The following is a 13057-nucleotide window of genomic DNA, read 5'->3' as shown; positions in this document are numbered from 1 at the left end:
CAACTGCGCACACGCACACCAAAGACCAAAAGACCACTCGCGATACCAGGAGCGTCATCATGAACGAGGAGACACCCACCATGTCCGCGACCAACACTCCGCCCGCGGCTCTGCTGACCCGCCATGCCGAAGCCGAGACCTGCGCCGACCCGAGCAGTGTGATCACTCTTCTTGCCGATGCGGACAGCCCCGCAGGAGGCTTCACCAGCTACCGATCCACCTTCGCGCGGGGCGGGACAGGAGCCCCGGCCCACTTCCACACCCGGGCGTCGGAGCTGTTCTTCGTGATCAGCGGGGCTCTGCAGGTTCTGGTGGGCGAGGAAGTCACCATCCTGAGGGAAGGCGACTTCCTCGCGGTGCCGCCCCACACCCCGCACGCCTTCGCGGCCGCCCCGGGGTGCGAAGCGGATGTCCTGTTCGTCTTCACCCCCGGCATGGGTAGGTTCGACTACCTGCGCCTGCTCGGCCGGGTGATGCGTGGCGAGGCGGACCCGAAGGAGATCGCCGAGTCGTCGGAACACTTCGACAACCACTATGTCGACAGCCCCGCCTGGCGTGCTGCCCTGGAGAGTTCCGCGTGACCGCCCCCACGACCCGGTTTAGTGCCGCCCGTTCACAGAAGAGGGGAACCACGCGAGCGGCCGGGACACCCGGATGACACTGCCGTACAAGCAACGGCCCTCTCACTGACCGGCCCACCCTGAGAGGCCGGACCGGGTGCGACAGGGCCGGGACGCCGATAGGCAGCACGAAGGGCCGGACCCCGCGCGGGGTCCGGCCCTCCATCGTTCCTGCTCAAGAGCGGTAGCGGTGGGATTTGAACCCACGGAGGAGTTGCCCCCTCACTCGCTTTCGAGGTCTGTTCGGGGTGGTGAGGGGGGCGTACGCGATCGTTCGGCGGCGTTCGTGGACTGCGCGGAACGGCGGTGGTGGGCCTCGACGAACGGCGCCGTACGGCCGTGAATGAGACCCGAACTGAGACCCTGCACGGGCGACGCTGACGCTCGCTCAGCTGAAGGCTTCGGCTGGTAGAAGGGGGCCGCTGCCCTCGTGCTCCCTCTCAACGTGTTGAGGGCAGGGAGCATCGCCATCCTCGTCCATCAACCGGGCTCCGCGGCTGTCAGCGATCCTGAGCGCGTTGCTGAGGGCGGTCACGGTGTCCCGGAGCGCCTGGACGGCACTGTCCGCCTCTCCGCCCTCTTGCTTTGAGTCATCCGAGGCGGCGATCGCGTCGAGAAGCTGGACGGCACGCTTGAGGGCACGGTCACCGTTGATGAGGTGGGCGTCTTCCACTGCATCGGCGTACAGAGAGAGGGGAGACCCGGGGTTGCCGTTCAGGTAGCAGGGCTTCCCCGATTCGTGGCCCATGGGAGAAGACGCAACTCCGGCGACGAAGGCGTGGGCACGGCGTCGCGGTCGTAGATCAGCATGTGGAGTCCTTCCACCCTTCTACTGTGCGGAAGACGACCAGCGTCGTGCTGGGCGTGATGGTGAGGGCATCGCCGCTCTGGAAACCGATGCGCTTCGCACCGCCAGTGATGTGCCGAAGGTCCGCCACGGCCATCGAACGGCCACCGACCTGGATCACGTCGCCGGTCTTCAGTTCGCCGGCGCCTACTTCGATTGCGACCTGTTGCGCGGAGCGGGCCTGGAGCGGCTTGTCCCGGGGGTTCGGATCCGCGTGGGCTGAAGGTGACACGCGCAGTCGCAGGCTTCGAACGTCACGCCGGGATGGCCTTTGCGAGCGTGGGCATGGCGGCAGGCTCCGTGTCGACCCAGCTGACATTCCGTGGAGCGATAGCTCACGGGCGTTCACCACCGACGAGCCGAGCGCCCTGGAGGGTGCGGGCTTCGTGGGCGAGGAAGAACGGCCGAACGAGAGGGCCGTCAGTAGCCGGGACGAGGAGCGGGCGCCAGGCGTCCGGGCAGTGGAAGCGACTGCTTGGGGAGATGACGCAGGGACGGCGCCGAGCCGGGAGCTTCCCGCCTTCGTCCACCTGGGCGGGTGGTGTGGGACGGCTCGGACGGTGGTGTAGCAGTGCGAGCAATGCTCGGAGGTAGGGGCGCACGACGCAGCTCCTTACGGCTGCGGATCCGGGCCTTGCTTAATCGGCGCGGCCGGATCCTCGGAGAGGACGAGGGCCCACGCGACGGTGGAAACACCGTCGGTGCGGAGCCCGAACTGGTCGCCTTGCTCCAACGCGGCCAGGAGCGCCGTCCAGTGGGCAGCACTGGGCCCAACGGGCGGGGTCACTTCGACTCGAAAGCCAGCGTGGCCCCGCCTGAGGCGCGGTTTGAGGCCGATGGCGGAGAGCCGAGCTGCGATCGAACGCGCTCGTACAACGGGTTGAGGCATGACGATCCTCCGCCACGAGTCGGTCACGTGGAGTAAAGCTAGTTAACTAGGTTAGAGCTAGTGGACTAGATTTTCCACATGCCTGAGCAGCCGCCCTACCTCCGCATCGCCGACCTGTTCCGGCAGCGCATCGCTGACGGCGACTGGTCACCCGGCGACCGGCTCCCTTCCCGCGCCACGCTGGGCGCCGAGTACGGCGTAGGCGACAACGTCATCCGCAGAGCGCAGGAGCTTCTGATCTCTCAGGGTCTGCTGGAGGGGCGCGCTGGCTCCGGCACATACGTGGCGGAGCCTCGCCGGCGCATGCGTATGGTCCGCTCGCTCAGCCGCGAACGCCGCGGCGGTTCACCATTCCGCGCAGACATGGCCGCTCTCGGCCGGAACGGCACGTGGGAGCACCACACGGACGCGAAGGTGCCAGCTCCGCCGGACATCGCGGCTCGCCTCGGTATCGGTGAGGGCGACCTCTGCGTCCGTACCCGATACGAGTTCCTGTCGGACAGCAAGCCGGTGCAGCTCTCGACCAGTTGGGAGCCCTACGCCCTGACAGGCGGCACGATCGTTGTGCTTCCCGAGGGTGGTCCGCATGCCGGCCGTGGTGTCGTGGAACGTATGGCCGCGATCGGGATCCACATCAGTCACGCGGTCGAACAACCTGAGCCCGGCCACGCCACAGCAGAAGAGGCCCAACTCCTCGGCCTGCAACGTGGATCACTGGTCACCCGCATCCAGCGCACCTACTACAGAGACGACGGCCGCCCGGTCGAGACCGCCGACATCATCGTCCCAGCGGCCCATGCCGAGATCGTCTATGAGGTGCAGATCAGCTCCGAGGGATGATGCGGCGGTGAGCAGGGCCAGGGCTTACGCCCGACCTCGGGTAGTTGCGTTTACCGCGCTCCCCGGCGGTGCCGTTGCGACCGGCTCCTGAAACCCGTCTCACCAAACGGAAGCGGCCAGAACAACCAACGGGGCCCCAGCGATGTGTCTCTGGGCTTCTAGCTCTGAATGGCACACTCGTCCGTATGAATGAGCTGCCACAGGACACGTTGGATGCCAGGACAGGAGCAGCCGAGACCCGTAACAGTGTCAGCGGCAGCACAGTTAACGGTCCTGTGGTGCAGGCTCGGAACATTGACGCCGTTCACATCCACACCACGCGTCGGGACCCGCTAGTTCCTCGGGAGTTGCCCGCGGCGCCCCCCACATTCATTGGACGGCAGGCTGAACTCGCGTCGCTCAGTAACGCTCTTGAAGCCAATGTGCAAGAGGGCTCGCCCGTCGTGATCTCCGCTATCGGCGGTACCGGTGGCATAGGGAAGACATGGCTGGCGCTGCACTGGGCTCACCAGCACATCGACCGGTTCCCAGACGGGCAGCTCTTCGTCAATCTGCGCGGCTTCGACCCCAGTGACCAACCGGTGGCTCCGCACGAGGCAGTGCGGGGCTTCCTTGACGCGCTTATCGCGGATCAGAAAGAGATCCCAGCAGAACCCAGTTCCCAGCTCGCTCTGTTCCGCAGTCTGGTAGCGCAGCGACGGATGCTGATCGTGCTGGACAACGCCCGTGACAGTGATCAGGTGGCGCCGCTCATCCCAGGGAGTCCGACGTGCACCGTCCTGGTGACAAGCCGCGATCAGATGGCGGGCCTGTCAGCGACACACGGCGCCCACATGCTCCCGGTCAACACGCTCAGCGAGGCCGAGGCACGGACGCTCTTGAGCCGTCGATTGGGCGAGGAACGGCTGGCGGCTGAATCCGCTGCTGTCACGGAGCTGATTGCCTGGTGTGCGGGGCTGCCCCTCGCACTGAGCATCGTCGCCAGCCATGCACGTCTGGAGCCCCGGACCCCGCTCGCTGATTTCGCTGCCGAGCTGCGTGATGCTTCCACCCGGCTGGAAGCGCTGGACGCCGGCACGCCGACTACGCGGCTGGAAACAGTGCTCTCGTGGTCGTACCAAGCCCTCACTACAGAGCAAGCTGCCGTCTTCCGATTGGTGGGGCTGGCCCCTGGCTCCGACCTCAGCCTCCATGCCGCCGCCAGCCTCATGGGCCTGCCAGTTGCCCGGGTACGCAGGGTTCTGCGGTCGCTGGTGGGTGCTTCCCTCGTGGAGCAACCAGGGTCAGACCGCTACCGCATGCACGACCTCGTCCGGCTGTACGCGGCTCAGCGAGCACACGCCGATCATCCGCAGGATGAATGCACTGCGGCCCTGCAACGTATGGCCGAGTTCTGTGCTCGCACCGCGCATGACGCAGACGTACTCATCGCTCCGCACCACGCGCCAATCGAACTCGGTGAGCAATCCAGCGGATGCCAGCCGCAACCCCTCGCTGATGCCGCAGCCGCATGGGAGTGGTTCAGCGTCGAACGCGCCAACTTGATGGCGGTCCTGCACATGGCCGCCGAGAGGGAATGGCATGCCCGGGTCTGGCAGCTGGCCTGGACCCTCACAACCTTCCAGCTCAGGCAAGGCCACCTCCACGACAACCTCATCGCCTGGCGGGCCGGCGCAGACGCGTCGAAGTACCTCAACGACCCTCCCACGCGGACTCGCTCGCACCGCCATCTCGGGCGCGCATGCGCCCAGCTCGGCCGCCACGAGGAAGCGCTGAGTCACCTCGAAGAGGGCCTTGCCGGAGCCGTTGCGGACGGTGACAGCCTGGGGCAGGCACACACTCACCGGGCCATCGCCAAAGCAATGGAAGAGCAGGGCAACAATGAGCAGGCACTCGGACACGCTCAGCAGGCCCTCGAGCTCTACGACGAGCTAGGCGTCCAGTTCAGCGGCTCCCACGCACTCAACGAAGTCGGCTGGTACACCGCAAAGCTGGGCCGCTTCGACCAAGCTCGCCAGCACTGCACCGAGGCTCTGACTAGGTGCTGCACTAACAACGACCGCAGCGGCGAAGCAAGAACTCTTGTCAGCCTGGGCTACATCGACCACCACACAGGCGAACCCCGCACGGCGGCCGACTACTTCCGCCGGGCCATCACTCTCTACACCGAGCTCGGCGACACCACCGCGGAAGCAGAAGCACTCGACCACCTTGGACACGCTCTGGCTGGCTACGACACAGACAACGCCCGCCGCGCTTGGCAGCAAGCTTTCGACCTCTACGCATCACAGCACCGCGGCCCAGACGCCCAACGTATTCAGGCGCGCATCGCGGAGCTTTCTTAGCGCTCTTAACCATCAGGGGCACAGGCACCTACAGGCTGGCAGTGCCTCCACGAAGCACTGAGGGTATGTGCTGCAGAAGCAACCTGTCGCTGTTCACGGAACCTGGTGTACAGCAAGGGCATCTTCGATCGATCACAGCGCCCAGCCATGAGCTGACATGGGATCGGTATTCGCGAGGTCCCCCGCTGCACAGCTATCAATGTGCGGTTCCCTGTGAGTCCCCGTCAGCTCTGGAAGGACTGGGGGTGTCGTCCAATGTCACGCCCACATCAGCAGTGATGCGAGGGTGACGGTTGCTTGGTAGGACTCGGTGGTCTTGTCGTAGCGGGTGGCGATGCCGCGCCACTGCTTGAGGCGGTTGAAGCACCGCTTGAGGATGTTGCGCTGCTTGTAGACCTGCTTGTCGAAGGCCGACGGACGGCAGCCACGGCAGCCGCGGCGGAACCGGTTGCGGATCTGGTCGGACCGTTCCGGGATGGTGTGCCGGATGTTCCGTCGCCGCAGCCAGCGGCGTATGGCTTTGGAGCTGTAGCCCTTGCCTCCGATGACGTGATCGGGGCGAGTCCCGGGCCGCCCCTGTCGTGGCCCGGGGCACCCGGACCCCTTCATCACGGCAGTGAATTGCGTGCAGTCGATGATGTTCCCGCCGGTGACGGTGAAGGCGAGCGGTCTACCCACAGTGTGACGGGCCAGGTGGAACTTGCTGGTCAGACGCCTCTGGACCGGCCGAGTCTTCGGGTGTCGAGCCCCTTTCTACGCTCCGGCCGCGTGCGCTGGTGCGGCCCGGACGATCGTGGAGTCGACCGACACCAGCCACTCGATGTCCCCGGCCGCATCGGCCCTGGGCAGAGCGGCCCGGAACATCCGCTCGAGAGTGCCGTCTTTGGCCCAGCGGCGGAAGCGGGTGTGCAGCGTGGCCCGGGAGCCGTACCGCTCGTGCACTTCCAGCCGGGCCGTTCCAGTCCTGAACTTCCACACGATCCCGTTGAGGATCATCCGGTCGTCCAGCCGTCTGCTGCCCCGCCCGGACCGGGGCAGCAGCGGCTGCACGAAGGCCCAGCTCAGCCGGACCAACCCGGAGACGGCTGACACCAAGTTGCGGGCTGGTCGACGCGCCGTAGGGCTGTCTCCACAGCTTGTGGGGTTGCTGAGCGCCCACCGAGTGAAGCACGACGCCGAACGGGCGTCGGCAGGAGCCGACTGGTACGACGAGGGATGGCTGTTCGCCACGCCGACCGGTCGCGGTACATCCACCCGAGTCGATTACGACGAAGGGGAGGGAACTGCTACGAGACGCGAAGTTTCTGCGGCGGCGCAAAGGGCTTCGGGTTGTGATCCGTGATCACGCCGATACGGTCATCGAGTGGCGCCGCCGCTCCCTGCAAATGGATCTGGGGAGACCCGGCGAGGAGACGCCCGAACAGCGGAGGCTCCGTCTTTAGCGGCAGCGGGCCAGCCGTGGTCGTATGAGGAAGGCTAGGGAGCGAGCCGAGGAACTTGCGCCCGCTACGGGCGTAGCGCTCAACGTTTTCGGCGAAGCGGCACGAAACGCACTGCTGAGCGGTCCCCGTCCGGGTGTCGCATACGTGGAATGAGACCCAAACAGAGACCCCCACGACGAAGGGCCGGACCCCGCGCGGGGTCCGGCCCTTCGTTCGTCCTGCTCACAAGCGGTAGCGGTGGGATTTGAACCCACGGAGGAGTTGCCCCCTCACTCGCTTTCGAGGCGAGCTCCTTCGGCCGCTCGGACACGCTACCGAGAGGAACTCTAGCTCAAGGAGGGCCCGGGATCGAAATCGGTATCGGGGTCGGTGCCCGAGGGGGTGGGGGGAGAGGGATCGGTGGGGCGGAAGAAGTCGGTGAGGAGGGCGGCGCACTCGCGTGCCAGTACGCCGTTGACGACCTCGGGGCGGTGGTTGAGGCGGCGGTCGCGCAGGGCGTCCCAGAGGGAGCCCGCGGCGCCGGCCTTGGCGTCGGGCGCGCCGTAGACGACGCGGTCGACCCGGGCGAGTACCGCGGCGCCCGCGCACATCGTGCACGGTTCCAGGGTGACGACGAGGGTGCAGCCCGTCAGTCGCCAGTCGCCGCCGCCCAGGGTGTGGGCGGCGGCGCGCAGGGCGAGTACCTCGGCGTGCGCCGTCGGATCCCCGTACGCCTCACGGGCGTTGTGGCCCCGGCCGAGCACCGCGCCGTCCGGCCCCAGGACGACGGCGCCGACCGGCACGTCCCCCGTCCCGGGCGCCTGTGCGGCTTCCGCGAGAGCCAGCCGCATGGGCTCGTGCCAGGGGGCGCGTACGGGGTCGCCCTCGAGGCCGCCCTCGGGGTGGGCGCCCAGGTCCGGGGGGATCTCCGGACCTGGGCCGGGGGACGCGGCGGTCGGCCGGTCGTCGTGCGCGGGGGTCATGGTGACAGTGTCGCGCCTGGGGTGTGCCGGCTCAGCGGACGGCCTCCAGTACGTCTGTGCAGCCGAGCGCGTCGGCGACCTCGCTCAGTGCGTCCTCGGGAGAGAGCGAGAGCAGAACCTTCTCTTCCATCCCGAGGTCGGAGAGGAGTTCCGCGTCGCCCAGCGGCCCCGCGGGGGCGGTCTCCGCCTCGGTCGCCGCGGCGCGTTCGGCCGCTCCGTCGTCGTCCTCGCTGCCCTCCGGTTCCCCTTCCTCCGTACCGTCCAGGTCCACGAGTTGGTCGAGGGCCGACGGGTCTTCCGGCTGGCGGCCGAGCAGCTCGTCCGAGAGCAGTATCTCGCCGTACGAGCTGCGCATCGCTGCCGCCGCGTCCGAGACGAACACGCGCGGGTCGTCCTCGCCGTCCACGCGGACGACACCGAACCACTCACCGTCCTGCTCGATGCAGACCAGCACCGTCTCGTCGTCTGTCGTGGCCTCCCGGGCCAGGTCGGCCAGGTCGGCCAGGGTTTCCACATCGTCCAGCTCTGTGTCGCTCGCTTCCCACCCGTCTTCGGTGCGCGCGAGCAGCGCGGCGAAATACACCGTGACTCTCCCACTGATTCAAGATGTGCCCGAGTGCTGACGAGGACCGTGCCCCCGCCCCATCGGAATCGTGGCAGAAACCCGCGCCGTGCGAAGGGTCTTCGACAGTGCGTCGTCGCGCTGTTTCCCCGACTGTTGCCCGAACGTTTACCCGGGCGCTCGCCTGCGACGACTCACTGTGACATCTTGCGACTCACAGCTGTGGGGGAAGGGGTGCCGCCCGGCGCGGCGGCGACCTGGCAGCGGCCCCGTTCCGGCCCGCTCCCGCGGCTGCGGCTCACCAGCGGAACGTGCGCATCCGCAGCGCCTGCCGGCGCCTGCGGGCCGCCCGTGAGCGGCGCGGGTGGACACGCTCGCGCAGCTCTTTCGCCTCGTTCAGCTCGCGCAGGAAGCGGGCGCGGCGGCGCAGCCGCTCGGTGTCCCCGCTGCGGTCGCCCTCCGGGCGGCGGTCCGTGCCCGCGCCGGGGCCCGCGCGGCGATCGGGGTCCGTACGGACATGCGAATCCGTACGCAGGTCCGGACCCGGCCCCGGACGCGGGCCCGTGCCCGGTCCCGGACCCGTGCGCAGATCTGGGCGGGCATCGGTACGCGGTTCCCTACGGACGTCGATACGTGGATCTGCGCGGACATCGGTACGCGGGTTCGCGCGGAGATCCGCACGGGCATCCGTGCGGCGGTCCTGGGCCGCGCGGAAGTCCGCTTCCCGACGGGGCCGGGAGATCTGTCCCGGCTGCCGGCGCGTCTGCTGCCCGGGCTCACGTGGCTCTGACATATGCACACCTCCGGTGTACTTGCCCACTTTCCCTGGTCCGCCCGGCGTACGCCAGTGCGCCCCGGCGTATCCGAGTGCCCCGTGTACGCGCCTGCGCAGACGCGTACGGGCGCATGCGGGGGCGTACTTGGGGGCGTACGGGCGAAGACGGGCGGACGTGGACCAGACATGGGTGGGCGTGGGGTGGACACGGGGGTGGACGTGGGCGGCGGACAGCAGGGCGCACCGCTTCGGGTACCGGCGGGTTCCACCGTGCGCGGCCTCGGATACTGTCGGACCATGCGGATCCACGTCGTCGACCACTCGACATTGCGGCGCGCCCCCCTCCTAGACCAGGAGCGGGGCACTTTTCTGTCGGTGTCTTGACGCGAGAGGGGGCTTCTCCATTGTAGGAAGTTTCATCTCGAACTAAATGGACGCTTCCTTCCGCTCATCCACAACGGATAGGAATGCAGCGAAACAGCGGCTTGGCGAACAAGCCAGACGCCGACGGGATCAAGCCAGCCCACTGCTCCGCGCCGAAAAGAGGTTCGAGGTGCAAGCTACCTCCGGTAGGGTCGCTTTTTGATCGCAGACTCTGACTTTGAGGGGGGGGAGAGATGCAGATTAAGCGCAGTGTTTCGATAGGGATGACTGCTGCTTTCTTGTTCACGGGGGTGACAGCTCAGGCTTCCGCCGCAGAGCCAACGGTGAGCAGCGAACCGAGCACCGTTGCTTCCGATGGCTCGGTTGCTGCTTCGTCCTACGGCAGGTCGCCCATCAACTTGTTCACCACTCATGGTGACAACGCCCACGTGACCCGGGGTGAGGTATCCGTTCATGGATGGTGGACCAAGCAGAGCGGCCCTGCCAAGAAGGCCAAAGTCACGGTGTGGCTCCAGGCGCACAAGGGATCGAAGTGGAAGAGCATAGACGAGGGAGTCCGGACCGTTAAGCCGGGGACCAGTAAGCGGGCCAACGCTCGGAAGAAGTGCAAGAACAGAACCACGAAGGTTAAGTTCCGCACGAAGGTCGATGTCGACATTATCGGTTACGCCGACTCGCCCAGGAAGCTCTACACAAAGGGCGTCAAACTCCGCTGCAAGGTGTGACAGAAGCGAGACTAGAAACCAGAGCAAAAAGAACATCGGGCGTGGAGGCACGGGTGAGGCGCAAGAGATCGCCACATGACAGGGCGGCGGGGGAGAGCACGAGGGCGGAGATGTTTCTCGGCCTTCATGGGGTCGTAGATGTCGATGCCGCTGTGATTGAGCACTGGCATCAGGGCGATGTGGCGCAGGTGGACGATGGCATCAACGGTCTGGTGATCAGTCGCGCCGACGCATATGGCTGGCCTTCGGCCCACTCCAGTGATGGTGTGCCGCCCGGGCGCCGATGGTGGCATCTGGAGGCGGGCGGTGACTGGCGGAACCCGGGCCGGCAGACGGAGATGGTCTGGTGCCAGGTTGACGTGGCTCCCCAGTCGCCCGCCTACCGCCTGCCCTTCGTGCCGCTCACCGCGCTCTTGTCCGACGCGCTGAGTGCTGTCGGCACCTACCGCCTCACCGGCTTCCACGCTCTGGTGCCCATGGAAGCAGCGGTCGATGCCCGCGCAGCCCTCGCCTCCATGGTCGAGTGGCAGGAGCTGACGGCTTTCCGGCAGCCTGAACACGCGGTGCGGGTCCGCCTGGAAGGACTTCCGGAGTCGGTACGGGCCGATGCGCTTGCGGCGACAGCGATGGACCTTGCCCAGGGGCACCTCGCGTGCCGCCCCGGGGCAGAGGCCGACACCAATACCCTCATCGAAGGGATCGCCACCCGGCCCACCGGCCACGAGCGTCTACATGAAGTCCCCAGCGGCGACCACTGCCTGAACTTCGACTGCACCGTTCAAGGGTGGAGCGCGGATACCGCGGTATGGCTGGCCGAACTCTTCACCGAGGCACTCCGGCAGTCACGCGCGGCGAAGGCCAGCGTGCTGGTCGCTGTGGGCGCCTGAAATGCGGGGACATCTTCCGTAGCTAGCTCTGAAAGCTGGTCCCCGGGCCGTTGCGACGGTCCGGGGACCAGTCTCGGGAAGGTTACTTCCCCCGTATCGAGCTGGAGTTCGATACGGGTCATTTTCCTTCATGCGCCTCGCGCCGCCGCCGAGGCTCCCTCGTGAGATGCCTGTGCAGTGTCCTCCGGGGGGCGGCGCCCCTTGGGCAGGCCCCGAACATTCCCGGCGAAACTGCTGCGATCGGTCGGTCAACGGCCGTGTTCGGGGCTCGGTAACCTGGAGTCCAGGGTCGCAGTGCGGCCTTCATTGCCGTTTAGACCCTTGGAGGATATTGTGCGTTTGCAGATCGTCGACCACCCCCTGGTCGCGCACAAGCTCTCCACCCTGCGCGACGCGCGCACCGACTCACCGACCTTCCGCCGTCTCGCGGACGAGTTGGTGACGCTGCTCGCGTACGAGGCCACCCGCGACGTGCGCGTCGAGGAGGTCGGGATCACCACGCCGGTGACCGAGACCACCGGCGTGCAGCTCTCCCGGCCGCGTCCCCTGGTGGTGCCGATCATCCGGGCGGGCCTCGGCATGCTGGAGGGCATGGTGCGGCTGCTGCCGACGGCCGAGGTCGGCTTCCTCGGGATGATCCGCGACGAGCACACCCTGCAGGCCTCGACGTATGCGAACCGCATGCCCGACGACCTGTCCGGGCGCCAGGTCTACGTCCTGGACCCGATGCTGGCCACCGGCGGCACACTGGTCGCCGCCATCAAGGAACTGATCCGGCGCGGCGCCGACGACGTGACCGCGCTGTGTCTGCTGGCGGCGCCCGAGGGTGTCGAGGTCATGGAGCGGGATCTGGCCGGTACGCCGGTGACCGTGGTGACCGCCTCGGTGGACGAGCGCCTCAACGAGCAGGGCTTCATCGTGCCGGGCCTGGGCGACGCCGGTGACCGGATGTACGGGACGGCCGGGTAGGGCGGGGCCCTGGTTAAGCGGGACCCGGGTAGGGCGGGAGGACCCGCACGGCAGGGCAGGTCCCGCCGGGCGCCCGGCGGGCCGGGCCGTGACCGTGGAAGAGGGGCCGCTCAGCAGGTGGCCCCGGAGGCCGAGGCGGACTTGCCCGGCCGTGGCGAGGAGCCGGTCAGCTCGGCGAGGGCCGCGGTGGCCGCCTTCTTCTTCGCCAGGCGCTCGAAGCCCTTGCCGAGGACGAGATCGATGTCCTTGCCGTCGCGCTCGTCGTACCGGGTCCTGGTGTCCTCCAGCTGGGTGCCCAGCACCTGCAGTCGGTCCGACGTCGTCGCGCCGGGGGCGCCGATGAGGACGCCCGCCTTCTCGACCTTCTGATCGAACTCCGCGGGCGCGTTCGCGATCTTGCCGATCTTGAAGCCGCGCTTTTTCAGCTCGTCGGCGGTGTCCTTGGCCAGGCCGCTGCGCGAGGTGGCGTTGAGGACGTTGACGGTGATCTCGCCGGGCTCGGGGAGCCCGTGGCCGCCGGCCGCGTTCCTGCCGCCGGCGGCGGCCTTCGCGGTGGCGGCCGGGGAGGCGCACTTCGCGTGTTCGGCCGGGCGGCCGGCGGCGGCCTTGTCGGGGCCGGGGTCGCCTCCGGAGAAGATGTCGACGAGCTGGAGCGTGCCCCATCCGAGTACCGCGACGGCCAGCCCCGAGGCGAGTGAGGCGGCGATGATCCGCCCCCGCCTGCGTGGCCTGCGCATCCGCGGGTAACGGTCACCCCTGATGCGGTACTGCCCGCCCAGCCCTGGGGGAGTGAGCATGCTCATGTGCGCA

The 13057-nt window shown here is 67.7% G+C and carries 13 protein-coding genes, 1 tRNA gene and 2 pseudogenes; 7 read left to right on the top strand and 9 right to left on the bottom strand.

Annotation, left to right across the window (positions count from 1 at the left end; translation table 11 throughout):
- Window positions 1–59: 59 nt before the first annotated feature.
- Window positions 60–581 carry a cupin domain-containing protein gene (locus JW613_RS28585; RefSeq protein WP_209213768.1) on the top strand — a complete coding sequence of 174 codons (522 nt, stop codon included), beginning with the start codon at window positions 60–62 and terminating at the stop codon, window positions 579–581.
- 427 nt (window positions 582–1008) lie between these two features.
- On the opposite strand, the gene JW613_RS28580 is transcribed toward JW613_RS28585, so the two are convergent.
- Together JW613_RS28580 and JW613_RS28575 are read right to left on the bottom strand one after the other, a co-directional pair.
- On the bottom strand, window positions 1009–1368 hold the full coding sequence (locus tag JW613_RS28580) for a hypothetical protein (RefSeq protein ID WP_209213767.1): 360 nt from the start codon (window positions 1366–1368) through the stop codon (window positions 1009–1011).
- A 55-nt stretch (window positions 1369–1423) separates the two neighbouring features.
- Complete coding sequence (locus tag JW613_RS28575; RefSeq protein ID WP_209213766.1) at window positions 1424–1699, bottom strand: hypothetical protein; 276 nt, start codon at window positions 1697–1699, stop codon at window positions 1424–1426.
- 735 nt (window positions 1700–2434) lie between these two features.
- On the opposite strand from JW613_RS28575, the gene JW613_RS28570 reads away from it, so the two are divergent.
- Together JW613_RS28570 and JW613_RS28565 are read left to right on the top strand one after the other, a co-directional pair.
- Window positions 2435–3196 carry a GntR family transcriptional regulator gene (locus JW613_RS28570; protein WP_209213765.1) on the top strand — a complete coding sequence of 254 codons (762 nt, stop codon included), beginning with the start codon at window positions 2435–2437 and terminating at the stop codon, window positions 3194–3196.
- Window positions 3197–3381: 185 nt separating this feature from the next.
- Complete coding sequence (locus JW613_RS28565; protein WP_209213764.1) at window positions 3382–5541, top strand: ATP-binding protein; 2160 nt, start codon at window positions 3382–3384, stop codon at window positions 5539–5541.
- Between the two features lie 258 nt (window positions 5542–5799).
- Here the strand turns inward: JW613_RS28565 and JW613_RS36930 are convergent.
- Window positions 5800–6255: pseudogene (locus JW613_RS36930) on the bottom strand (IS5 family transposase); the annotation flags it as partial.
- 39 nt (window positions 6256–6294) lie between these two features.
- Entirely contained in the window at window positions 6295–6591 is a 297-nt protein-coding gene (locus JW613_RS36925) for a transposase (RefSeq protein ID WP_504739763.1), read from the bottom strand.
- A gap of 7 nt (window positions 6592–6598) precedes the next feature.
- Between JW613_RS36925 and JW613_RS37120 the strand changes: the two are divergent.
- A pseudogene (locus JW613_RS37120) lies at window positions 6599–6814 on the top strand (tyrosine-type recombinase/integrase); the annotation flags it as partial.
- A gap of 398 nt (window positions 6815–7212) precedes the next feature.
- Here JW613_RS37120 and JW613_RS28555 read toward each other — a convergent pair.
- From JW613_RS28555 to JW613_RS36920, 4 genes are all read right to left on the bottom strand, one after another.
- Window positions 7213–7299, bottom strand: a tRNA-Ser gene (locus tag JW613_RS28555).
- Between the two features lie 10 nt (window positions 7300–7309).
- On the bottom strand, window positions 7310–7945 hold the full coding sequence (gene tadA, locus JW613_RS28550; RefSeq protein ID WP_209213763.1) for a tRNA adenosine(34) deaminase TadA: 636 nt from the start codon (window positions 7943–7945) through the stop codon (window positions 7310–7312).
- A 31-nt stretch (window positions 7946–7976) separates the two neighbouring features.
- On the bottom strand, window positions 7977–8528 hold the full coding sequence (locus JW613_RS28545; protein WP_185017533.1) for a tRNA adenosine deaminase-associated protein: 552 nt from the start codon (window positions 8526–8528) through the stop codon (window positions 7977–7979).
- Between the two features lie 277 nt (window positions 8529–8805).
- On the bottom strand, window positions 8806–9042 hold the full coding sequence (locus JW613_RS36920; RefSeq protein ID WP_209213802.1) for a hypothetical protein: 237 nt from the start codon (window positions 9040–9042) through the stop codon (window positions 8806–8808).
- 947 nt (window positions 9043–9989) lie between these two features.
- Here JW613_RS36920 and JW613_RS28535 point away from each other — a divergent pair.
- The 3 genes from JW613_RS28535 (at window position 9990) to upp (ending at window position 12247) form a co-directional block, all read left to right on the top strand.
- Window positions 9990–10391, top strand: coding sequence for a hypothetical protein (locus JW613_RS28535; RefSeq protein ID WP_209213762.1), 402 nt, complete (start codon window positions 9990–9992; stop codon window positions 10389–10391).
- Between the two features lie 110 nt (window positions 10392–10501).
- Window positions 10502–11278: a hypothetical protein gene (locus JW613_RS28530; protein WP_209213761.1), complete on the top strand. Its 777-nt coding sequence runs from the start codon at window positions 10502–10504 to the stop codon at window positions 11276–11278.
- Window positions 11279–11611: 333 nt separating this feature from the next.
- Window positions 11612–12247 (top strand): uracil phosphoribosyltransferase, encoded by a 636-nt coding sequence (gene upp, locus JW613_RS28525; RefSeq protein ID WP_209213760.1) that lies wholly within the window; start codon window positions 11612–11614, stop codon window positions 12245–12247.
- A 110-nt stretch (window positions 12248–12357) separates the two neighbouring features.
- Here upp and JW613_RS28520 read toward each other — a convergent pair whose 3' ends face one another.
- Window positions 12358–13050, bottom strand: coding sequence for a LytR C-terminal domain-containing protein (locus JW613_RS28520; RefSeq protein WP_209213759.1), 693 nt, complete (start codon window positions 13048–13050; stop codon window positions 12358–12360).
- Window positions 13051–13057: the final 7 nt, after the last annotated feature.

It is taken from the genome of Streptomyces smyrnaeus (assembly GCF_017676345.1).
GTDB lineage: Bacteria > Actinomycetota > Actinomycetes > Streptomycetales > Streptomycetaceae > Streptomyces > Streptomyces smyrnaeus.
Note: the sequence above shows the minus strand (reverse complement) of the source record. Positions and strands in the feature narration are given on the sequence as shown.